Raw genomic sequence first — 22,406 nt, forward strand, 5'->3', positions numbered from 1 at the left:
GGGTCAGCCCTTGTTTAACGCCTCGGCAGCGGCGAGCACCGCATCCACGTGACCGGGTACCTTCACGCCGCGCCACTCCTGGCGTAGTACACCGTCCTTGTCGATCAGGAAGGTGCTGCGGTCCACGCCCATGTACTCCTTGCCATAGAGCTTCTTCAGCTTGATCACGTCGAAAAGCTGGCAGAGCGATTCATCCTTGTCGGAGATCAGCTCGAAGGGGAATTCCTGCTTGCACTTGAAGTTCTCGTGAGACTTCATGCCATCGCGGGAGATGCCGAAAATGGCGGTGTTCGCAGCCAGGAAGGCGGCATGCCGGTCACGAAAACCCTGGCCTTCGGTGGTGCAGCCGGGGGTGCTGTCCTTCGGGTAGAAATAGAGCACTACCTGCTTGCCCTTGAGCGCGGACAGGCTGACCTCCAGGCCGCTGGTGGCCTGGGCGGTGAAGTCGGCGACGGGTTGGTTCAGGGAAACGGCCATGTCTGCTTGCTCCTCAGGGGTGTTGCGGGCGCCAGGGTTCGATCAGGGCGTCCAGGTTCAGTGCATCGGCGAAGTCCAGGAACTGGTCGCGCAGCCAGCTGATTTGGGTGCCGGCGGGCAGAGTCACGGTAATCGTGGCGTTGAGCATGGTGCCGCCAGTCTGCGGTGCCTGGTAGGTATCGCAGGTGAGGTTTTCCAGCTCGACACGGTGATCGATGAAAAACTGGCACAGCTCGTTGAGGATGTCCGGGCGATAGGCTGCGCTGATGTAGGCCACGTAGGGCAGTGCCTGGGGGCGAGTTTCCATGGCGCTGCTGCGGGTCATGTTGGCGGTAAAGCCATGGCGCTTGGCCAATGCCGCCACACCTGACTCCAGGCGCGCCAGGCCATCCCAACTACCGGAAACTTGCAGCACCAGGGCGCTGAACTCGCCGTGGCGGGTCAGGCGGCTGCTGACCACGGCGCAGCGGTTTTCCTGGCTGGCGCGGCACAGCACGTTGGTCAGCTCCATCGGGTTGCGGCCCAGGGCACTGATCAAAAGGAATTGTTCGCGGGGCGGGGTGGTGGACATGCAGCATTCCTAGAGCGAGGGGAGGGCGGCCGAGGCCACACTGTTCAAACGGGGAAGGTTAGCGAAAAGCGTCGCCGAGGGAAATGCTGTAACCGCCTGACGGCGCTTGCGTTCACCTTGTGCAAGGCCAGAGCCGACAGTACCATTACGGCTCACTTTTTCCGGCAGGAGCGGTTGCATGATTGCGGGCAGTATGGTGGCACTGGTTACGCCCATGGATGCGCAGGGTCAATTGGACTGGGACAGCCTTTCCAAACTCGTTGACTTCCATCTTCAAGAGGGCACCAACGCCATAGTCGCCGTCGGCACCACGGGCGAGTCCGCCACACTCGACGTCAACGAGCACGTCGAAGTGATCCGCCGCGTCGTCGACCAGGTCAATGGCCGCATCCCGGTAATCGCCGGCACCGGTGGCAATTCCACTCGTGAGTCGGTCGAACTGACCGCTGCTGCCAAGCAAGTCGGCGCCGATGCCTGCCTACTGGTGACCCCTTACTACAACAAGCCGACGCAGGAAGGCCTGTACCAGCACTTCCGCCATATCGCCGAAGCCGTGGCCATTCCGCAGATTCTCTACAACGTTCCCGGCCGTACCGTATGCGACATGCTTCCGGAAACCGTTGAGCGCCTGTCGAAGATCGGCAACATCATCGGCATCAAGGAAGCCACTGGCGACCTGCAGCGCGGCCAGGAAGTACTGAACCGGGTCAGCAAGGATTTCCTCGTTTATTCCGGTGACGACGCTACTGCCGTCGAACTGATGCTGATGGGCGGCAAGGGCAATATCTCGGTTACCGCCAACGTTGCCCCGCGCGCCATGGCTGATCTCTGCGCTGCCGCCATGCGTGGCGAAGCCGAAGCCGCTCGCGCCATCAATGACAAGCTGATGCCGCTGCACAAGGCTCTTTTCATCGAATCGAACCCGATCCCGGTGAAATTCGCCCTGCACGAAATGGGTCTGATTCCCGACGGCATTCGCCTGCCGTTGACCTGGCTCAGCCCGCGTTGCCATGAGCCTCTGCGCCAAGCCATGCGCCAGTCCGGCCTACTTGCCTAATCCAAGGAAACATTCCGCATGAAGCGACTGGCCGGACTCTCCGCTCTCGCCCTGATCATTTCCAGCACCAGCGGTTGCGGCTGGCTCTGGGGCCAAGATGGCTATTTCCGTGATCGCGGTAGCGATTACCTGGAAGCACGCCAGACGGCCCCCATGCAGCTTCCGCCGGACGTTGATTCCAAGCCGCTCGACCCGTTGCTGCCGGTACCGATGAACGTTGCCGACAGCCGCGCTGAAGGTGAATACGAGGTACCGCGCCCTCAGGCCCTGCAGGGCAAGGGTGAAGTCAGCGACTACAGCCTGCAGAAGAGCGGTGACTCCCGTTGGGTGGTTGCCCAGCGCGTACCGGCCGAAGTCTGGCCTGTAGCCCGCCAGTTCTTCGAGAACGGTGGTTTCCGCATTGCCGACGAGCGTCCGCAGACCGGCGAGTTCAGCACTGACTGGCAGCGCCTCGACCAGCTCTCCGGTCCCCTGGCCCGTCGCCTGGGTAGCCGTGTCAGCGGAGTCGAGCCGGACAGCGAAGTCCGTGCTCGCGTACGTATCGAGCCGGGTGTTCAGCGCAACACCAGCGAAATCTTCGTTACCACTGTCAGCCGTCCAGCTGGCAGCACTGCCGACACCGGTTGGCCCAGCCGTTCCGACAACGCGAGCCTGGAAGCCGCGCTGCTGGATGAAATGCTGGCCAGCATGGCCCGCAGTTCCGAACAGGGCGGATCCGTGTCGTTGCTCGCCGCCCGCGACTTCGATGCGCCGAGCCGCGTGACCCTTTCCGAAGATGGCAACGGCAACCCCATGCTCAGCCTAGGCGCCGACTTCGATCGTTCCTGGTCCAGCGTCGGTCGTGCCCTGGAAACCGGCGACGTCCGCGTCGACGACATCAACCGCAGCCTGGGTGTCTACTACATCAACCTCGCCGAAGGCGCCGAGAAGAAAGACGAGAAGCCCGGCTTCTTTAGCAGCCTTTGGGGTAGCGACGCCAGCGAGGAAGAAATCGAAGCCCGCGCCGAACGCTACCAGGTCCGCCTGACCCGCGTTGGCGATAGCGTTCAGGTAACCGTGGAGAAGGACATCAACACCGTGGCCCCCGCCGATGTGGCGCGCCGCGTGCTGACCCTGATTCAGGAAAACCTCGGCTAAGAGCAAAAGGTGCGCCGCGTAGCGGCGGATCGTGGAAACAAGAAGGCGAAACCCCCGGGTTTCGCCTGTTTCGTTTGATAAAGGCGGAAAACGACATGAGCACACCCACCACCCTCAGCCTGAAGAAGATCTACTCGGGGAAGGTTCGCGACCTCTACGAAATCGACGACAAGCGCATGCTGATGGTCGCCACTGACCGCCTTTCCGCGTTCGACGTGATCCTCGACCAGCCCATTCCGGAGAAAGGCAAGATCCTTACTGCCATCTCCAACTTCTGGTTCGACAAGCTATCCGACGTCGTTCCCAACCACTTCACCGGTGACAAGGTCGAAGACGTCGTTCCCGCCGCCGAATTGCCCCTGGTGGAAGGCCGCGCGGTAGTAGCCAAGCGCCTTAAGCCCGTTGCTGTCGAAGCCATCGTGCGCGGCTACATCGTTGGCTCCGGCTGGAAGGAGTACCAGAAGAGCGGCACCGTCTGCGGCATCCAGCTGCCGGCCGGCCTGAAGGAAGCTTCCAAGCTGCCGCAACCCATCTTCACCCCCTCGACCAAGGCTGCCGTCGGCGACCACGACGAGAACATCTCTTTCGAGCAGTGCGAAGCCATCATCGGCAAGGAACTGGCCGCCAAGGTCCGTGACACCGCCATCGCCCTGTACAGCACCGCCGTCGAGTACGCCGCCACCCGCGGCATCATCATCGCCGACACCAAGTTCGAGTTCGGCATCGACGAAGACGGTACCTTGACCCTGATGGACGAAGTGCTGACTCCCGATTCCAGCCGCTTCTGGCCGGTGGAAAGCTACGTCGAAGGCAAGAACCCGCCGAGCTTCGACAAACAGTTCGTGCGCGACTGGCTGGAGTCTACCGGCTGGAACAAGGAGCCGCCGGCACCTGCCGTACCCGCCGACGTCGCCCAGAAGACCGCTGACAAGTACCGCGAAGCGCTGACCAAGCTGACTTCCTGATCCATGCGTACCCCTCTCACTGTGGGAGAGGGGCTGCGGTGAGGGGTTGCCCGCACCTCGAATTTCCCCTCATTACCGCAACCATCTGAAACCACGCGAAAAAATCTCGCCACGGGCTTCGCCAATGGCCGATGAACTGGTATGATGCGCGCCGTTCGGGAAGATGCCGGAGTGGCCGAACGGGACGGATTCGAAATCCGTTGTGTCAGCAATGGCACCTAGGGTTCAAATCCCTATCTTCCCGCCATATTCAGAAAAGCCCCGCAAATCAATGGTTTGCGGGGCTTTTTATTTGCCCTTTGTACGTAGAAGTGTACGTAGCCAGCAGGGCAGGGCGGGCTACCACTTCCCCGTTGGTGGGCTTGTGGAGATTCACCTATCTAGGATATTGATGGCGCTGTGCCTCTACGCACACCCTCACCCGAAAAAGGAATTTTTCAATGAAGCTCGCCGCCCTGCTGTTCGCCCTCCCGCTGTTCGCCACTTCCGCCATGGCCAGCGATTTCCAGCAAATGACGCTGAAAAGCGATTCTGTCGTGTGCTTCGATAGCGATGATTGGGACGAAATGATTGCGGCATCCGTGGATCAGGATGTGGCCGCTGTAAAGCGTTTGGTAAATAGCGGCGCCTGCCGTGTGATTACCAGCCCGACACGGGTTAGCTACCTCGATCCAGCAGCGGGCGGACGTGGTGCGCTGATTCAAATGCCGAGTGGTAAAACCGGCTACACGGCGGACGAATTCCTACAGCAATAAACCTGCAAACGGACACATGCCGGGAGACGTTCTTCCCGGCTAACGCCTGCCCTACTGTCCGGCTACCAGCCGCAATCGGAATGGTTCGGGGGTAAGCCCTGACGAAGAAGCAGCGAAGGATGCGTAAATACTGAGAGCTATTCGCTCAGCAAGGATGAGGCGTGCAAACTCGGCCATCTGGTCATCCGACCACGGGACTGACGCTTCTTCCAGGAAGGCAACGATGGCGATGTGAGCAGCGGCTACGTTGAGCGAGAGCTGTCGCAGCTCTGCCCAGTAGGTGGGATCGGTCACTAATCGCTCCAAGTGCATCGCTGTTCTTGATGCACTCAATCAGGAATAGCGTACCAATTAGAGAGACGCCAGCGAGCTTTGCGAGGGAATAAGGGCCACCACGGGTGCGGGACGTGGGGTGCGCGTCCGCTGGATGGAGGAGGTAATCCGTGGTGGCCGACTGCTGTCCCTTCCGAGGACAACACCATTTTATCTAAATGCCGTTCCCACAGCCCTGTAGGTGACAGACGGACACGCACTGGATGGTAGCGAATAAATCTGCGAAACCGCCTGAATCAGCGTAGGGTGAATAATGCCCGTCGGATTGCGGGTGCCAAAAGGGCCCCATCCTCTTCCTTGGAGGGGAGACAGAAGCCTTTAGTGTTTCTCGCGGAAGGAGAGTGAGGTATTGCGGCACGAAACCTCCTTCGCACCCCCCCGCAATACCTCCCCTTTTCCCGGCAAATCCCCTGCCCCCCCCCGCCGCCAGAAATGGCCCCGTTTTTAATAGCGGGAACTTCAGACAGAAAATATATCAGGCCGTGTTTTCAGCCGATGTTCTAGGCGCATGGAGAAGCAGGCGGCCTAGGCCCGCCCGGAGTCGCGACCTTTTTCTAAAATATCCGAAGGCACTCCCAGCCAAGCGGCCTAGCAGGCGCTTACAGCGACGTTCAGTCGAAGGGCTACACAGCCCTAGAAATGACAAAGCCCCGCGTTAACGGGGCTCTGAGGGGCGGCTAGGAGGAATTACGCCTTCATTGCTCGCTGTACTGTGGACAGGCTTACACCGAGTTGTTCAGCAGCCTTACGGAATGACAGGCCACCAGCGATAGCAGCCCGGATTGCATCATCGTCCACGCTTTTAGCACGGCCCTTGTACACGCCTTTCTCCTTCGCCTTAGCAATCCCCTCCTTACGACGCTCCCCAATCATCGCCCGTTCGAACTGAGCGACGGCGCCCATCATCGAAAGCATTAGATTCTGATACTTGTCATCGGCGCCCGTGAACTCAAGCTGTTCCTTATGGAAGCGGACAGCAACACCACGCTTGTTCAGGGACTCTACCAATTGCAGTAGATCGGACAGGGAACGAGCTAAGCGGTCGATACTGTGGACGATGATAGTGTCCCCTTCCCGAACGTATTCCAGCATGGCTTGAAGCTGGGGGCGGATTACATCCTTACCGGATGCCTTGTCCGTGAATGTCTTATCAACCTGTACGCCATCCAACTGACGTTCCGTGTTCTGGTCTACCGAACTCACCCGTACATATCCGACCTGTGCCATTTCCCCGCCCTCTGTATTCATTTGATTCTAGATGTGGAGAGTATGGCTGTATTCATTATCGAAATCAACGCTATTGAATACGGAATTCCCTGACTGGCTGTATTCAACAGCCTGTAGTCGGCAGGGTTTACCCCAATGAACACGTAAACGGCTGCATGCAGCTTGCCGGGGCTGGCCGTGGCCACGGCTATATACATCAATAGACTGTAGCTATCGACCACTAGCCACCCTATAGAAACCTTAGTTTGTAGAACTTACGGCGGAATTCCACTTTTCGAAGCGTTCTGTGCAAACAAGCGACAGGGAATCCAATTTGCTAAACCATCCGCTGGCTATGGCCCGTAAACGCTGGGCTAGCGGCTACTCCGTGAACAATGGTTCACACATCCCCATGTGTTCCGCTGCCTGATAAGCTGCCTGCTACCTCCCTACGGCAACGGACCCGCCCATGAAGGAATAACTATGAAAGTTATTTACAAAATCACCTACCCGAACGGGAAAATTTACGTTGGTAAAGACCTTACCGGGACACTGAACTATTTCGGGAGTGCGAATAGCAAGCTGATTGAACAGGATTTCACTGCGGAAGAAAGGCGTGACTTTACCATCCGCAAGCAAATCCTGTGGGAGTCGGAAACGGCTACGGACAAGGAAGTGAACTTGAAAGAAGTGGAGTTAATCACTGAACTGAAATCCAACGATCCAGCCATCGGTTACAATCGTTGGCCACGGTTTAAGATGATGGCGTAATTTTGTTGGGCCGGGGGATGAATGAATAAGTTCACGAAATGGCTAATCGGGGTTGGCGTTGCCACGTCGGTAATTTTCATACTGGCATGGATATTAAAATTCTGGGACTCGCCATTTAGTGGTGATCCGGCAAACTGGGGTGTGTTTGGCGATTACATCGGCGGGACGCTGGCCACCATCCTTGCGGCAGGTAGCTTCCTTGGCCTGATGTACAGCGTAATCCAGCAAGGCCAAGCCATGCGGAAGGAATGGACGCTTCGTAATGATGAAAGCTACAACCGCCAAGCCATCGTTTGTTTGGAGCGGGCATTTTTAAAGATGAGGCCCAATTCGAACCAAAAAACTCCCACAAGGGACCGACAAGCATGGATAGACTGTGCAAGGTTACTTTTGGCTGCGGAAGGTCTTGGCAAAAGAATTAAATCAAAAGGCTTTAAAGCGGTATTCGAAAGTGAACGGGCACATTGGCAAGGTCAATTTTTCGATCTTTTCGACCCCGACAAGGATTTTTCAGTGTCGAAGGACCCAGAGTACTTCGACAATGGTGCATACGGAGAGGCCATTGAACCTAGAGCGGTTTATGTAATTTACGACTTCATAACTTGGCCCATAGATAGACCGGATGCATTGACAGATATAGGCTTTGATTGGGATTTGAGTAAGCTTGGAATATTCTGGCCAGATCAAGGCGCCAAGGCGTATTTGATTAAATGCCAAAAAGCTCTGGCTAACACAGGCTCATGAGATAAAATGCCCCGACTCAAGGTCGGGGCTTGTCTTTGACGCAGCTTGTAGCAGTAAGGCGCTGGCCAGCGCTATTAGTACAAGGAAGAGTATCGTGGGAGGAATTTGTAAGAGTTTAAAACTGCCGAGACGCAGTAATGACGCGGCCTGCGGCCCATATGACGCCTATTTTCACTCCCACATAAATCCTTCCTTAGCTCCGTGATAGTCCGCTGATGCTCAGGAATACTCGCCGTTAGAATTCGTATTTATCACAATCCCACACTCTGGCAGGGACTGGCCCAAGGTGTTTCACACAATAATCTGTGAACACGTTAGCCAGTGGGTGACGATTATTCTGTATCCAACGGCATTGCTGATGTAGTGCCGGTGCAAGGCTCTCAGGATCGAAAGCCTTCCCCATCAGTACATCGAACAGGTGTTGGGTAACTACAGCATCGAATTCAGCGGGTAGTTCAATCTGCTTTGGGCGTTGCCAATGCCCGGCCTCCCTATCCCGATGTTCGATATAGGCGCTGTACCATCCAAGGGCTTCTGTCAGTTCGGGACGGTACGCAGTATGGCGAGCCAGTTCCATTTGTATTACTTCATCAATCGCCGTAATTCCTTTGGAGATAGTGAATCCCTTCTTTCCGTTGTAGTCGTCCAGCATCATGCGTAGCTTCTGAGGACTAGCCCCTTCCAGATTCTCACCACAATATTTAGGGTGGGATTTAACTTGATGCAACAGGCTCGCTTCATTGAAAGTCGGCAGCTTATTGTCAATACGAAATCGCTGACACTCTTCCTCCCCAATGTAATCCATAATCAACGCCATAACCTCTCTTTCAGTCATGCCGTGGATTACTTCCCACTCAGGACTAAGAGAACTACGCGGGATGCTTACACCATGTCCGAATTTTTGGTTTCCGTGACGGCGGTTATGTAGTTGCGTGGCGATTACCAGATTCTCAGGGATAAGACAGCCCACTGTGATTCCGGCTGCTACAGACGCAATGTGTGAAAGTTCGTAGGTGCGGCTTCCATATCCATCGGCTTCTTTACACGCCTTCCAAAGCTCGTATAGCTCAGCCAGTGAATGGCGATTGTGCTTTGTAAGGCCATCCCCCAGGATTTGCACAGTACCGGCCCGGATGCATTCGCGGATTAAATACTTCCCGAACGTAGTGGATTGGAACTGAGCCTGTTTCTTTTCTGTACGATCTACAGGCCGACGCTTTTTAACTTCGGCGGCCTTCCTACACGTCTCGTCGCAATACCTGTCCTTCGGACCAAGCCATCGGGGCGTATCGCAAAACTTACAGCGCTTGGTTTTCTTCTTTATCTTACTGGCTGGTTTCTTGATTGGTGTTCCCATACGGGGTACTTCCTTGATCTTGTTGATTGGTGTGGTGAGATAGTCGGCAGAACTCTTTGCAGTAACTGCGGGTACGTTTTGTCGTGAATACGTGGCCGCAATGGCGGCATGTGCAAGTTTTCACTATGTTTAAACTCCAAATTAAAATTTCGAAAACGACAAATCCCACGCACAGGGAATCGCATTGCTGCGAGGCTGTGTGAGGGGAGCTTGTCGGGGAATCTGTCCGATCTGGACAGGGAGCGGACTATAGCAGCAACTTTTCCATTGTGGAATAAGCTGGCCAAATATTTCTTTTTACAATTATGAAAACGTGGATTTTATTTTAAATTATAAAAAGCAGGGGCGATAAAGGGGTGGGCTTGATTTTTTTCGCTTGGCTCTGCCGTGGAGATTGATTTTCACATAAGGATTTGGTGTTCTTATGATTATGATAAATGAATTGTCCGTTGTTATTCTGCCTGTTATTGGTCGTTTTCATCGAGAAGAGATGAGTTTTCCAAGAGGTCTGCGTTGCGATTTAAGCAGTGTCTTGGCTGGGGTGAGCGTGGGTGGCGAGTTGGAGTAGGGCGGTCGGAAGCTTCGCCAAAGCGACGGCCTTCTGTTTCATGCTCGGACCTTGTGCGTATACGTCAAATGTCACAGTTCCCGTTTCATGGCCCACGATGCTCGCGATTGTGACGCCCGGAACATCGGCACGTTGTAGGCACGTAATGACCGTGTAGCGGATGCTGTGGAAAACGTGCTGTCGTCCGTATTGCAACGCGGTCTTCAATCTGCCGAATGCCTTGGAGTAAGGATCGGAGCGAACGCCATACTTGTTCCCTCCACTGCTGGGCAACAGGTAGCCGTCTTTCGAATCTGCCGCCAGCCGCGCTACCAATTCGGCAATGTCAGCATGAATAGGAGTTTCGCGGACGCCTGCCTCTGTCTTGGAGTCCTTGATGGAGAGGGCGGGGATACCTTCCACCGTGATGATGTCCTCTACCCGCAGTTGGCATAGTTCCTCGATACGGGCTCCGGTGTAGGCACCAAGGGCGATTAAGTCGGGCAGATGAACGTTTTTCCCTTCTTTGGCAGCCGCATACAATCCGGCAAGCTGTTCAGCGGCGAACGCCTTTCGTTTGGCGTCGGCGGCAGCCTTACCCCGAAGTACAGGCATAGTGTGATCTTCGAATGGGTTCGGCTTCCCCTTGTAGTCCTCCCGCCAGCGAGCGTCGTACTTCATTGCCCATTGCCAGAACTTGCTACCAGCCCAGACATACTGCTTCTTTGTCTTCGGCTGAACTGTGAGCGTATCCAGCCACGTCGCCACGGTGTCGAAGCTGAGGGGCGAGCCTTCGGTGTTGAGGTAGGCGGACAGGACGGCCAGCTTACTCCCTTGGATGTCGAGGGATTTCTTACTCAAACCTTGTTTCTCCCCGAATACCCGGAACGCTTCCAGGCGGGCGGAAGTGAGCGGGGACTTCGGTTTGTACGATGAAGGGTTGTTTATTAACTCTGTGAGTTCGGCGGACTGATCGGCGCTGAGCGTGTGCTTCGCCTTCACCTGATGCTCCGCCAGCGTCAAGGCGATACGGGCCAAGTCATCCTGTGTCTTTAGGCGGCCTGCCACGCCAGCAGGGGCTCGGATAGCAACAAGCTTTTCCAGCATGGCGGGGACGCCATCCGCCTCCATTTTTGCGAGCACTGCCGGATCAACCGGGGGGAGAGGCGGGGCAGCTTCGCCAATGGCCTCAAGCTTGCCTTGCTGTCGAAGCTGCCCAATAGCTGTCGCGGTGGCTACTACCCCCTCCTGCCAACCTTCGGGAAGCTGGCGGGCTGCCCGGAACATTTCTATCTCCGCTTTCCATTGGGCAAGGATTGCATGACTGTCGGCGAGAGCTTGGTACTTGTCGCCAGTCTTTAAGGATTTCGAGAGGATGCGACGCCCGCCGAAATCGGCTTGAACGTCCTTTGGAATGGCCAAACGCACATGGTAGGTGCTGCCTTGCTTCTCCAAGTGTTTTGCCATTTCAGGACTCCTGGACTGTAAATTGTACGTAGAATTGTACGTAATTCCGTGGGGGAAGCCCAGAAATACGGCGTTTCAAGGGCTTGAGTGCCGTAATCTGAGAGTCCCTATCTTCCCGCCATACATAGAAAGCACAAAGCCCCTGATTTCATAGAAGAAATCAGGGGCTTTGTGTTTTAGGGCGCGGAATTTGGGCTCCTACATCCCGCTGCTACTGCTGCCTTCTCCCATGGATCACCCGGTTAGCGGTGAGCCGCAAAGATTGGCGCGTTCTCCTCTTCGGTGCGTGCGAGTGATTCTCCGGACAATTTTCGTATGACCACATAAAAAATGGGGGTCAGGAAGAGTCCGAAGAACGTAACCCCCAGCATGCCGGCGAAGACCGTTACTCCGGTTGCCAGCCGAATCTCTCCGCCTGCACCCTGGCCCAGCAGCAGAGGCACGGAGCCAGCGATGAACGCAATCGACGTCATGATGATGGGGCGCAGACGCAGGCGACATGCCTCGATGGTGGCGTCGATGGTCGCGCGCCCCTGCATTTCAAGCTCGCGTGCGAACTCCACGATCAGGATGGCGTTCTTGCAGGCGAGTCCCATCAGGACGACAAGGCCGACCTGCACGAAAATGTTGTTGTCGCCGCCGGTCATCCAGACGCCGAACAGGGCCGAGAAGATCGAGGCTGGGACGATCAGGATCACCGAGAAGGGCAATATCCAGCTTTCGTACAGCACGGCCAGCGTGACGAAGACCAGCAGGATCGCAACCGGGAAGACGATGATGGCGGAGTTGCTCTGGGTGACCTCCTGATAACTGAGGTCTGTCCATTCCAGTTCGATCCCTTGCGGCAGCACCTTCGCGGCAATCTCGGTGATCTTTTCGATTGCCTGGGATGACGACAGGATGCTCGGGTTCGTTCCTCCGATGAGGTCGGCAGCGGGGTAGCCGTTGTAGCGGATGACCGGGTCCGGTCCGAAGCTCTGTTCAACGCGCACTACCGAGGAGATGGGCACCATTGCGCCGCTGGTGTTCCTCACGCGCAGGTTCTCGATGTCGCTGATCTGCTGCCGGTGCGCGGCATCCGCCTGGACCATGACTCGGTACACGCGACCAAATTTGTTGAAGTCGTTGACATACACCGCACCGAGATAGGTCTGCAGCGTCTCGAATATCTCCTTGACCGAAACGCCCTGGACCTTGGCTTTCACGCGGTCCACGACCACTTCAAGCTGCGGGATGTTGGCCTGGTAGGACGTCACCGGATAGGACATCCCGGGCGTCGCGGCGATCGCCGCCTGAAGCTTGGTCAAGGCGTCGTTGAGGGCGGGATATCCGAGGCCCCCACGGTCTTTCAGATACAGCGAGTAGCCCGAACCGTTGCCAAGCCCCTGGATTGGTGGCGGCATCAAGGCGTAGGTGTAACCACCTTTGATCTTCGAGAATTTCTCGTTCAACTCTGCATTGATCGCTTCTGCGCTCCTGGTTCGCTCTGCGAAGGGTTTCAGCACCACGTAAGAAGCGGAGACATTGGGCGTGTTTACCGTTTGCAGTGCGTTGAAGCCAATGTAGTCGGAGACTAGTTCGACCCCTTCGGTGGAGCGGGCAGCATCGCTCATCTGCCGAGCAACCTCCGCTGTCCTGGAAAGGGATGCGCCACCTGGGAGCTGGGCGCCACTGAACAGGTAGAGCTTGTCCTGGGTAGGAATGAAGCCGCTGGGAACCTGGTTGAACAGCAGCGCCGTGCCGCCCATGAGTACGACGTAGAACGCCATGAACATGCCGCGCCGCCCCAGCGATCTGCCCACCGCGGAACCGTAGCCGTTGGAGCTTTTCAGGAAGAAGCGGTTGAAGGGGGTGAACAGCCAGCCGAAGCAGCCGGCGAGCAATCTTTCGAACCGGTCCTTGGGCGCGGAGTGGGGGACGAGCAGCTTGGCCGCCAGGGCGGGAGAAAGGGTGAGGGAGTTGATCGCGGAGATCACAGTGGAGATGGCGATGGTCACTGCGAACTGCTTGTAGAACTCGCCCGTGATCCCCGAGAGGAAGGCCATCGGCACGAAAACGGCGCACAGGACCAGTGCAATGGCGATGATCGGCCCGGAAACCTCCTGCATGGCCTTGTGCGCGGCCGCTTTAGGGGGCAGCCCTTCGGCGATGTAACGTTCCACGTTCTCCACGACCACGATGGCGTCATCGACCACGATGCCGATCGCCAGCACCAGACCGAAGAGGGTCAGGGTGTTGATGGAGTAGCCGAGCAGAAGCAGGAATACGAAGGTACCCACGACGGAAACCGGTACCGCCGCAAGCGGGATGAGCGAGGCCCGCCAGGTTTGCAGGAAAAGAATGACGACCAGTATGACCAGGACAACCGCTTCGATCAGGGTGGCCTTGACCGAGCTGATCGAATCCCGGACGAACGTCGTGGGGTCCCAGACGGCTTGATACCTGACGCCTTCGGGGAAGTCGGCGGACAGCCTGTCGAGCTTTTCATAAACCGCATCGGCCACATCCAGGGCGTTGGCTCCTGGCGAAAGGAACACACCGATGGTCGTCGCATTCTGTCCGTTCTTCTGGACGCGCATGGTGTAGTCGCCGGAGCCAAGCTCGATCCTGGCCACATCCGCAAGCGTCACGACCTGGCCCTGCTCACCGACCTTGAGCACAATCTCCTTGAATTCGTCCTCGGTTTTCAGGCGACCGCGCACGCTAATAGGGATCAGGAAATTCGTCGATTTGGGGGACGGTTCCGCACCCAGTTGACCGGCAGATGCTTGCGCGTTCTGCTCCCTGATCGCACTCACCACATCGGCGACCGCGAGCCCGCGCGAAGCCAGCTTGTCCGGATCCAGCCATACCCGCATGGCGTAATCGCCCGCACCGTACAACCCCACATCCCCGATGCCTTGGATTCTCGACAGTTCGTCTTTGACGTTCAGCGTCAGGTAGTTCCTCAGGTACAGCGAGTCGTACTTCGGGTCCTCGGAATACAGGCTCACGTACATCAATGGGGTGGGCGACTGCTTTTGCGTCGTCACGCCGTACTGACGCACTTCTTCCGGCAGACGGCTCAGTGCCTGGTTGACCCGGTTCTGCACCCGTACCGCTGCGGTGTCAGGGTCCACCGAAGGTTGAAAGGTGGCGATGATCTGCAAGGTACCGTCCGAGCCTGAAACGGACTTCATGTACATGATCCCTTCCACGCCATTGATGGCTTCCTCCAGCGGTGTTGCCACGGTCTCGGCGATTTCTTTCGGGTTGGCGCCCGAATAGACGGCACGTACGACGACGCTCGGAGGTACCACTTCCGGGTACTCGCCGACCGGCAGCAGTGGAATGGATACCAGGCCAAGTGCGAAGATCACCAGGGAAAGCACGATTGCGTATATGGGCTTTTCAATAAAAATCTTTGAGAAGTTCATCTTTCTGACCACCGTTCTTTCTGTGGTTTACATGGTGACTTCAACGGGTGTAACGACTGCACCCGGGCTGGATCTGTGCAAGCCGTTGACTACGATGCGGTCATCTTTAGAAAGCCCTTTCGCAACGATACGAAGCCCTTCTTCTGTAAGTTTTCCGAGAACGATATCTTTCCGGCTGACCGTATTGTCCGTTGCCAGCACATAGACATATTTCTTGTTCTGATCAGTCAGGATCGCCTTGTCGTCAATAAGAATGGCATCCGTCTTTTCATTGTTTGCCAATTGAACTCTTGCAAAGAGGCCTGGAGTGAACTTTCGGTGGGAGTTATCCAGCGTTGCGCGTGCGCGGATTGTGCCCGTCTGCGGATCGAGGACGTTGTCCAGGAAGTCGGCTGTGCCCGAGTGGGGAAAGCCTTCCTCGTTGGCCAGGCCAATACGCACAGGAAAACTCGTCTTGTGTGTTTCCTGACTCTTTTGTGTGTAGTTAAGGAAACTCTTTTCATCCGGGTCGAAGTAAACATAAATGGGGTTGATTGAGACGACTCTGGTCAGCACCGACTGATCTGCAATGGCAAGGTTTCCGAGTGTCAGCAATGCATTGCTTACTTTGCCATCGATCGGGGCTCGGACCTTGGTGAATTCCACATTCAGCTTCGCCACGGCAACCGCGGCCTTCGCTTCCCTTACCAAGGCTTCACTTTGAACCCGGGCAGCACGTTTGGTATCGGCGGCATCCCGGGAAATGGCGCTTGTCGGCAGCAATCGCTGAGCGCGCTTGTCCTGGGCCTGGGCCAGTGTCAGTGCCGCCTGGGCCTGTTCCAGGCGCGCCAGCGCACTGTTCAATTCAGCCTCGAAGGGACGTGGATCAATTTCAAACAGCAAGTCGCCCCGCTTGACTTCACTTCCTTCTTCAAACGCGGTCTGGCGGATATAGCCACTTACCCGAGGGCGGATTTCAACAGCGTCGGTGGCTGCGATTCGCCCGTTGAATTCATTCCATTGCTGAGTTTCCTTATGCACGACTCGCGCGACATCAACGGTGGGTGCCGCGCTTGGCACCGCTGTATCTGCTGCGCCTTCCTTGCAAGCGCCGAGCACGAGCGACATTGCTGCAATCAACGCCAAGGCCGGGGCCTTATCGCCGGTAAATGAGCGAATTGCCCGGTCCGAGATTCTTCTGTAGTGGGGGAGAGTGATCATGATAATTCTCCGCCCGCATCTTTCCTGCGGGGTCGGTAGTGGTTACAGGCAAGTTTCTGCTCATCGAACTGCGATAAAAGCGCCCAGCGAATTTTCCTGATGCTTGGAACCGTCCATGGCGTTGGCGTTTCCGAGTGATTTGACGGCCGTCGCAATCTTTGCCGATTCCGTCTAGTTGCGAGTGGCAGCAGAGTGGAGAGAGTCGATTCGTTCAATCAGTCGATCACTGCCTCCTTCTGCAAAAACAGGTGCTGAAACTCCAACTACTGCGCAAAGAAAAACAAGCTTGAGAAATTTCATGACGATCTCCAGGCAAAAGGTGGCCAAGCAGCAATCTTCCTCGGATGTTTGCCACTCGGAATGCACTTGTAGTGAGTTGAGTTCGGTTAACTTTTAACTGTTGCCGGCGAAACCTGTACTTGCTTCTCCAACTGGCCCAATAAACCTATGGCCAGAAAAGCCGGTTTCATGGCGTTCACTCCGGTTGCATGGCGAAGCCAACGCCAAACCGATTCCAGGCATTGATGGCGGCGATGACGAAGGTCAGTTCGGCCAACTCCTGGTCGCTGAACACGGCGGCCACTTTTTCGTAGATGTCGTCCGGCGCATGCGTGGCTGCAACCAGGGTCAGTGTTTCGGTCCACAGCAGGGCGGCGCGTTCGCGTTCGTCGAAGAACGGCGTTTCCTTCCATGTGCTGACCGCCATCAGGCGCCGAAGGGTTTCGCCTTCCTTGCTCGCATCAGTGGTGTGCATATCGACGCAGTAGGCGCAGCCGTTGATCTGCGAAGCTCGGATACGCACCAACTCGCGCAGGGAGCGCGGGAGGATCGATTCGGAAGCGGCTTTCTCGAGGCCAAGCATGGCTTTCATGGCTTGAGGAGCGGCTTGGTAGTAATTGAGGCGTTTCGAGCTCATTTTTCACTCTCCAGGTAACCGAAGAATTTCGGCCGTGGAGTCACTTTATTGGGTGATGGTGCATGGATAAATTGGGTAATATCGTTTTCATTGTGCGTAAAGTCGGACAGTCATGGCTTTTGATCGATTAGAGGCAATGCGCGCGTTCTGCCGCATTGTCGAAGTGGGAAGCTTCACCGGTGCAGCGGAGTCGCTGAGCGTGGCGAAGACAACGATTTCCGGGCAGATCCAGGGGCTTGAATCGCTACTGGGCGTGAAGCTGCTGCACAGAACCACCCGAAGGGTGACCCCGACCACTGATGGCGCCGCCTACTATGAGCGCGCACGTGCGGTACTGGATGACCTCGATGAACTTGAAGCCTCGGTTGCGCAAAGTCGCAGCGTGGCGCGGGGGAGGGTGAGGGTCGAGATGCCTTCGCCGGTCGGTGCATGCCTCATCATCCCGTCGCTGCCTGACTTCGCGACGCTCCATCCGCAAATCCAACTGGACATAGGTTGCAGCGAGCGCGTGGTCGACCTCGTGCAGGAAGGCATCGACTGCGCGTTCCGGGGCGGGCCGGTCGCGGATCAGGGGCTGGTGTGTCGTCCCGTTGGGCAAATGCGGTTTTGCCTTTGTGCATCGCCGGCTTATCTAAGCGACTCGGTGCCGATACTTGAGCCGGGCGATTTGCTGCAGCACCGGTATCTCGGTTTCACCTTTCCGGGCTCAGGCAAGCAGATGACCCCCGTGCTCCGGCGGGGCGATGAAAGCTTCACGGTCGACCAGTTGCCAGCGATGCGTTTCAACAATGGTGGTGCGTACATAACGGCGGGCCTGGCAGGGCTTGGCATCGTTTCAGTCCCGCTTGCCGAAGCCAGTCCGCACCTTCAGACAGGGAAGCTGGTTGAGGTGTTGTCTGGCTGGGCACTGGGCAGCATGCCGATCAGTCTCGTGTACCCATACTCACGACACCTGTCGGCCAGGGTACGGGTATTCGCCGATTGGGCGGCGGCGCTGATGGCAAGCGACCCGCTCTGGAAGTTGTAGGCCTGAACCTTCGGTCGCTATATGAAAACCCCCGCAGACCATTGGCCTGCGGGGGTTCTCCTCTTCAGCTTCTCAAGCAAGAAAGCGCATGAGTCTCAGGCGCTGGAGCACATCCGCGCGGCATTGATCAGCCTGCCTTTGTCCTGCCAGGCGTTGCGTTGATACACGGAGTACTGTGTCGGGCCCTGGCCACTGGAGAGCTCGACCAGGCCGGAGGCCTTGGCCGGGTCGGTATCGCCAACGAACAGCAGTGTCTTGCCGTTTTCTTCCGAGGTAAAGGTCCGGACATCCTGACGGATTTCGCCTTTCACGCAGTTCAGGTAATCCGGATTTGCCTGGCTGGTGACGCCGGATGTCCCGTCGCGGCTGGATCGTATGTCGGGGTTGTGAGTGCTACAGCCTGTTGCGATCAGCAGGGTGGAGAGAATCAGGATACTGCCGTTGCGAAGGGATGCTGAAGAGAGGCCAGGGTGAGTGTGGTTCATGGCTGTTGCTCCAGGCTGGGGCGGGTGGCCAGCCGGCATTTGCTGGCTGGTCGTTGAGGCAGGGCGCCTGGAGCGGAGGCCACGACAGGAGGGGGCATCCTTTGCCCAGGTGGCCACTGCCTGTCCCGGATAAGTGTATTCCCGTTTTTCCTTAGGCGACGGGGAGAAGGAGAGGCCGATTCGAAGAATGTGGTTCTCCGTCAGAATTTTGCCAGTTCCCTGGAACATTGATGTCGGGTGCGCTATCGCTAATTAGGTGCATCTGGCTATGTGATGCACCAGGAGCGATTCGTGATCGAACCGGTTTACTGGGCGGAGCTGCGTCAGCTCTCGCTCAACGTATCTGCCGCGCACATCGCCATGGTGGCCTTCCTGGAAGAAGCAGCAGTCCCATGGTCGGATGACCAGATGGCGGAATTCACGCGGCTCATTCTGTGCGAGCGCATTGCGATCAGTGCGTACGCGACTCTCTATTCGTACATCGACAGCCGACTACCGGCCCCCGTGCGATTGCGGCTGGTAGCTGGCGAATAGGCTCGGGCTGTCTCCAGCTCAGGATTCGGGTTCGGCAATCGCCTCGATCAACTGCTCATCATCGTTCTGTGCACTGTTCACACGTGTGGAAACCGCGTGCCCGGTGAAATCTCCGCGCGCCTGGCCGATGGCTTGGTGAACTTGTTCCTCCTTGGTGCCGGGGCTGAGCCACGGACTGAACTGCTCCTGGGGAAGTATTACGGGCATGCGGTTGTGAATGGCGCTGATGGAGGGCGCTGCATCCCGGGTGAGAAGGGCGCAGGAGATGACTTCCTGTCCGTCCGGGCCTGTCCAGGAGGCCCAGATGGCGGCAATCGCCAGCATCGGGTCGTTCGGGCTGTAGAGGTAGTAGGGCTGATGTACCAGGCGGCCGCGGGCATTGCGTACTTGCTCCTGGGGGTTCCATTCATACCAGCCCTGGGCGGGCATCAGGCAGCGCTGGCTGCGCAAGCCCTGGCGCCACAGCGGCTTGCTGGCGGCTTCTTCACTGCGAGCGAAGACGGCATGCAGTGGAGGCTTTTCCTCTGTCCACCAGGACGGTATCAGTCCCCAGCGTGCGGGAATCAGCTCCAGTTCGCCTTGCCGGTCAAGGCGCAATAAGGGCACTTGGGTAGTGGGCGCAACATTGAAGCTCTGGATCCAGCGTCCCGAGTCCCGGGCACCGATATGCCAGTAGTCTTCGATGGCACGCTCGGAGGGGCTGACATAGCGTCCACACATGTGCGGGGTCCTGTCGCGGGCAGTGGTTACAGCATAGAGCCTGTGCATTCCCCGAAGTTTGAGTGATGCGAGGTGGCCATCCGTTTGCTGGCTAATTGATGGCGTATCTCCTGCGATCTTCCTCGTAAAAGGCGACAAACTGCACGTTTTTTACACGCACTCGGAAGAACCGAATGACCTTGCGCCAGTCTGTTCTCCTAGGTCTGCCCCCGAGGAAGCCGTACAGGACAGTGGCGCAATGCCATGGCAGGCCACCTACAACAACTTCAAAAGGATTGAAGTCATGACCCACAAGTACAACGTCAGACGTGTTGTTGGTTCCCTGTTTCTTGCCGCTTCAACTTCCACCCTTGCTGCGCCGGCTGCCGATGGCGATGCCTTCGGCGAATTCTGGAGTCCCGGCAAACCCAACCCCGCCATTTGCAAATCGCCTTTGCTGGTCGGTACGCCCTTGGGCCTGCCGCGTTGTCTGGAGGCGGGTAATGTGATGCACCGCCTGCAGCAGTTGCAGGACATCGCCACGCTCAACGATGGCAACCGCGCGGCCGGCCTGCCGGGCTACCAGGCTTCGATCGATTACGTGAAGAAGACGCTGGAACACGCCGGCTACCAGGTGCGGGTTCAACCCTTCCCCTTCACCGCCTTCTTCCCGAAGGGACCGGGCACCCTGCAGGCACTGGTGCCGCAGCCGGCCGACTACGTCTGGGAGGAGGACTTCAACTACCTGTCGCAGACCGACCCCGGTGATGTCAGCGCGCCGGTCGTGGCGGTGGACCTGTCCCTCGGGGCCGGCAATACCTCCACCAGCGGCTGCGAGGCGGAAGATTTCGCTGGCTTTCCCAGCGGCGCCATCGCTCTGGTCCAACGCGGCAGCTGCAACTTCGAGCTGAAGGCGGAGAATGCCGCGGCTGCAGGTGCGGCGGGCGTGATCATCTTCAACCAGGGCAACACCGAGGACCGCAAGGGCCTTGAGAACGTCACCCTGGGAGACACCTACGAGGGTGGCATCCCGGTGCTGTTCGCCACCTATGACAACGGCGTGGCCTGGTCCCAGACTCCTGGCCTGCAATTGCGCATGGTCGCGGATGTGATTCGCGAGAAGACACAAACCTTCAACCTGGTGGCGGAGACCCGGCGTGGCGATCCGAAGAACGTGGTGATGGCCGGCGCGCACCTGGACTCGGTGTTCGAGGGGCCAGGTATCAACGACAACGGCTCGGGCAGCGCGGCCTTGCTGGAAATGGCCGTACTGCTGCGCAAGGCGCACCCGCAGAACAAGGTGCGTTTCGCCTGGTGGGGCGCCGAGGAGTCGGGGCTGGTGGGCTCGACGTTCTACGTCAACAGCCTGAGCGATGAGGAGCGGAAGAAGATCAAGGCCTACCTGAACTTCGACATGATCGGTTCGCCGAACTTCGGCAACTTCATCTATGACGGCGACGGTTCCTCCTTTGGCCTGCCGGGTCCGGCAGGTTCTGCTGCCATCGAGCGCTTGTTCGAGGCCTACTTCAAGCTTCGCAGCGAGCCCTTCGAAGGTACCCAGATCGATTTCCGCTCCGACTATGCACAGTTCTTCGAGGTGGGCATCCCCTTCGGTGGCCTGTTCACGGGCGCCGAAGATATCAAGAGCGAGGAGCAGGCACAGAAGTATGGCGGCGCTGCCGGCCAGCCCTTCGATCCGTGCTACCACCAGGGTTGCGACACCACCGCCAACATCGACCTGAACGCCCTGGAGATCAACGGCGACGCCATGGCGTTCGCCACCAGTTGGCTGTCACTGTCGACGAAGATCATCGACGACGAGATCGCCGCGGCCGCCGAACAGGCGAAAGGTGCCACCACCCTGCGTCAGCAGTCGGTGCGCCAGGCCGAGCGCTGGGGTAATCACTACGTGAAATGACGGGAAGGGCATCTGGCCTGCGGGAAGTTCGTGCTTTCGCAGGCCTTCTGTCTTTTCCGAATTGACCGTGGGAAGTCTCTGCGATTTACTGTATATAAATACAGTATTCGTAGGATTTCCCCCAATGGCCTTGATGATTGTTCCTGGCCCTTTCGGCAGCCCCGCCCCGGGGCTGCCGTTTTTCTCTTCTGCCAGTGAGTGGAGCTGATGGGCGCTGTCGTTGCCCTCGATGCCCTGCTCAATGAGCGGCGGGTCTGGAAAGGCCAGCCCGGCGCGTTGCTGTCCGGCAGCTGCCAGCCCACCGGCCTGGCCGCCCTGGATCGGGTCCTGCCCGGCGGTGGCTGGCCCGAAGCCGCACTCAGCGAAATCCTCACTCCAGCCACGGGCCTGGGTGAGTTGCGCCTGCTCTGGCCCACCTTGGCGCGGCTGACCGCCAGTGCCGAGCGCGTGGTGCTGGTGGCGCCACCGCATATTCCTTATCCACAGGCCTGGCAGGCGGCAGGCGTGGACCTGCGCTGGCTGGCACTGGTGGAGGCGAGCGGGCGCGATGCCCTCTGGGCGGCCGAGCAATGCCTGCGTTCCGGCAGTTGCGGTGCGGTGCTCTGCTGGCCGCAGCAGGTCGATGATCGCGCCCTGCGCCGTTTGCAGGTGGCCGCGGAAACCGGCCAGACGCTGGCCTTCGCCTATCGCCCCCTGGAGGCCGCCCTGAACCCCTCGCCGGCGGCCTTGCGCATCGCCGTCGACGGATGGCCGGCGCAATTGCGGGTGCTCAAGTGCCGGGGCGGCCTTCCATCGGCGACCCCCATCGCCCTGGCTCGATGACG

The 22,406-nt window shown here is 57.9% G+C and carries 21 protein-coding genes and 1 tRNA gene; 11 read left to right on the forward strand and 11 right to left on the reverse strand.

Annotated elements, in window-relative coordinates; all coding sequences use genetic code 11:
- Positions 1–3 precede the first annotated feature (3 nt).
- Positions 4–477, reverse strand: a complete 474-nt coding sequence (locus E8E75_RS01805; RefSeq protein WP_153920901.1) for a peroxiredoxin — start codon at positions 475–477, stop codon at positions 4–6.
- Between the two features lie 13 nt (positions 478–490).
- Positions 491–1,048 carry a glycine cleavage system protein R gene (locus tag E8E75_RS01810; protein WP_120654964.1) on the reverse strand — a complete coding sequence of 186 codons (558 nt, stop codon included), beginning with the start codon at positions 1,046–1,048 and terminating at the stop codon, positions 491–493.
- A 178-nt stretch (positions 1,049–1,226) separates the two neighbouring features.
- On the opposite strand from E8E75_RS01810, the gene dapA reads away from it, so the two are divergent.
- From dapA to E8E75_RS01835, 5 genes are all read left to right on the forward strand, one after another.
- Positions 1,227–2,105 (forward strand): 4-hydroxy-tetrahydrodipicolinate synthase, encoded by an 879-nt coding sequence (dapA, locus tag E8E75_RS01815; protein ID WP_120654965.1) that lies wholly within the window; start codon positions 1,227–1,229, stop codon positions 2,103–2,105.
- Positions 2,106–2,123: 18 nt separating this feature from the next.
- Positions 2,124–3,242 (forward strand): outer membrane protein assembly factor BamC, encoded by a 1,119-nt coding sequence (bamC, locus tag E8E75_RS01820; protein WP_120654966.1) that lies wholly within the window; start codon positions 2,124–2,126, stop codon positions 3,240–3,242.
- A 95-nt stretch (positions 3,243–3,337) separates the two neighbouring features.
- The gene (locus E8E75_RS01825; protein WP_153920903.1) at positions 3,338–4,207 is read left to right on the forward strand and encodes a phosphoribosylaminoimidazolesuccinocarboxamide synthase; all 870 of its coding nucleotides are present in this window, start codon (positions 3,338–3,340) and stop codon (positions 4,205–4,207) included.
- Between the two features lie 157 nt (positions 4,208–4,364).
- A tRNA-Ser gene (locus E8E75_RS01830) sits at positions 4,365–4,454 on the forward strand.
- A 193-nt stretch (positions 4,455–4,647) separates the two neighbouring features.
- Positions 4,648–4,962, forward strand: a complete 315-nt coding sequence (locus E8E75_RS01835) for a hypothetical protein (protein ID WP_280357827.1) — start codon at positions 4,648–4,650, stop codon at positions 4,960–4,962.
- Positions 4,963–5,013: 51 nt separating this feature from the next.
- Here E8E75_RS01835 and E8E75_RS01840 read toward each other — a convergent pair whose 3' ends face one another.
- Together E8E75_RS01840 and E8E75_RS01845 are read right to left on the reverse strand one after the other, a co-directional pair.
- On the reverse strand, positions 5,014–5,256 hold the full coding sequence (locus tag E8E75_RS01840) for a hypothetical protein (protein WP_280357829.1): 243 nt from the start codon (positions 5,254–5,256) through the stop codon (positions 5,014–5,016).
- Between the two features lie 726 nt (positions 5,257–5,982).
- Complete coding sequence (locus E8E75_RS01845) at positions 5,983–6,522, reverse strand: recombinase family protein (RefSeq protein WP_280357830.1); 540 nt, start codon at positions 6,520–6,522, stop codon at positions 5,983–5,985.
- Between the two features lie 462 nt (positions 6,523–6,984).
- Between E8E75_RS01845 and E8E75_RS01850 the strand changes: the two genes are divergently transcribed.
- Complete coding sequence (locus E8E75_RS01850) at positions 6,985–7,272, forward strand: hypothetical protein (RefSeq protein ID WP_280357831.1); 288 nt, start codon at positions 6,985–6,987, stop codon at positions 7,270–7,272.
- Between the two features lie 21 nt (positions 7,273–7,293).
- Positions 7,294–8,016: a hypothetical protein gene (locus tag E8E75_RS01855; RefSeq protein WP_280357833.1), complete on the forward strand. Its 723-nt coding sequence runs from the start codon at positions 7,294–7,296 to the stop codon at positions 8,014–8,016.
- A 235-nt stretch (positions 8,017–8,251) separates the two neighbouring features.
- Here E8E75_RS01855 and E8E75_RS01860 read toward each other — a convergent pair whose 3' ends face one another.
- From E8E75_RS01860 to E8E75_RS01880, 5 genes are all read right to left on the reverse strand, one after another.
- Positions 8,252–9,373: a hypothetical protein gene (locus tag E8E75_RS01860; protein ID WP_280357834.1), complete on the reverse strand. Its 1,122-nt coding sequence runs from the start codon at positions 9,371–9,373 to the stop codon at positions 8,252–8,254.
- A gap of 520 nt (positions 9,374–9,893) precedes the next feature.
- Positions 9,894–11,387 (reverse strand): site-specific integrase, encoded by a 1,494-nt coding sequence (locus E8E75_RS01865; RefSeq protein ID WP_280357835.1) that lies wholly within the window; start codon positions 11,385–11,387, stop codon positions 9,894–9,896.
- Positions 11,388–11,629: 242 nt separating this feature from the next.
- A complete protein-coding gene (locus tag E8E75_RS01870) occupies positions 11,630–14,803 on the reverse strand; it encodes a multidrug efflux RND transporter permease subunit (protein ID WP_280357837.1) in 3,174 nt (1,057 codons plus the stop codon).
- Positions 14,804–14,830: 27 nt separating this feature from the next.
- Positions 14,831–16,003, reverse strand: coding sequence for an efflux RND transporter periplasmic adaptor subunit (locus tag E8E75_RS01875; protein ID WP_153920918.1), 1,173 nt, complete (start codon positions 16,001–16,003; stop codon positions 14,831–14,833).
- A gap of 475 nt (positions 16,004–16,478) precedes the next feature.
- Positions 16,479–16,919: a carboxymuconolactone decarboxylase family protein gene (locus E8E75_RS01880; RefSeq protein WP_120654983.1), complete on the reverse strand. Its 441-nt coding sequence runs from the start codon at positions 16,917–16,919 to the stop codon at positions 16,479–16,481.
- 112 nt (positions 16,920–17,031) lie between these two features.
- On the opposite strand from E8E75_RS01880, the gene E8E75_RS01885 reads away from it, so the two are divergent.
- The gene (locus tag E8E75_RS01885) at positions 17,032–17,946 is read left to right on the forward strand and encodes a LysR family transcriptional regulator (RefSeq protein ID WP_153920920.1); all 915 of its coding nucleotides are present in this window, start codon (positions 17,032–17,034) and stop codon (positions 17,944–17,946) included.
- Positions 17,947–18,041: 95 nt separating this feature from the next.
- Here the strand turns inward: E8E75_RS01885 and E8E75_RS01890 are convergent, their stop codons facing one another.
- Positions 18,042–18,431 (reverse strand): hypothetical protein, encoded by a 390-nt coding sequence (locus tag E8E75_RS01890; RefSeq protein ID WP_120654985.1) that lies wholly within the window; start codon positions 18,429–18,431, stop codon positions 18,042–18,044.
- 291 nt (positions 18,432–18,722) lie between these two features.
- Between E8E75_RS01890 and E8E75_RS01895 the strand changes: the two genes are divergently transcribed.
- On the forward strand, positions 18,723–18,965 hold the full coding sequence (locus E8E75_RS01895) for a hypothetical protein (protein WP_153920922.1): 243 nt from the start codon (positions 18,723–18,725) through the stop codon (positions 18,963–18,965).
- Between the two features lie 18 nt (positions 18,966–18,983).
- Here the strand turns inward: E8E75_RS01895 and E8E75_RS01900 are convergent, their stop codons facing one another.
- Entirely contained in the window at positions 18,984–19,685 is a 702-nt protein-coding gene (locus tag E8E75_RS01900) for an SOS response-associated peptidase (RefSeq protein ID WP_153920924.1), read from the reverse strand.
- A 283-nt stretch (positions 19,686–19,968) separates the two neighbouring features.
- Here E8E75_RS01900 and E8E75_RS01905 point away from each other — a divergent pair, with 283 nt between their 5' ends.
- Both E8E75_RS01905 and imuA read left to right on the forward strand, forming a co-directional pair.
- Positions 19,969–21,582, forward strand: a complete 1,614-nt coding sequence (locus tag E8E75_RS01905) for a M28 family metallopeptidase (RefSeq protein WP_153920926.1) — start codon at positions 19,969–19,971, stop codon at positions 21,580–21,582.
- A gap of 207 nt (positions 21,583–21,789) precedes the next feature.
- Positions 21,790–22,404 carry a translesion DNA synthesis-associated protein ImuA gene (imuA, locus tag E8E75_RS01910; RefSeq protein ID WP_120654988.1) on the forward strand — a complete coding sequence of 205 codons (615 nt, stop codon included), beginning with the start codon at positions 21,790–21,792 and terminating at the stop codon, positions 22,402–22,404.
- The last annotated feature ends 2 nt before the right edge of the window (positions 22,405–22,406 follow it).

This window comes from Pseudomonas sp. BN606 (assembly GCF_029873115.1).
GTDB lineage: Bacteria > Pseudomonadota > Gammaproteobacteria > Pseudomonadales > Pseudomonadaceae > Metapseudomonas.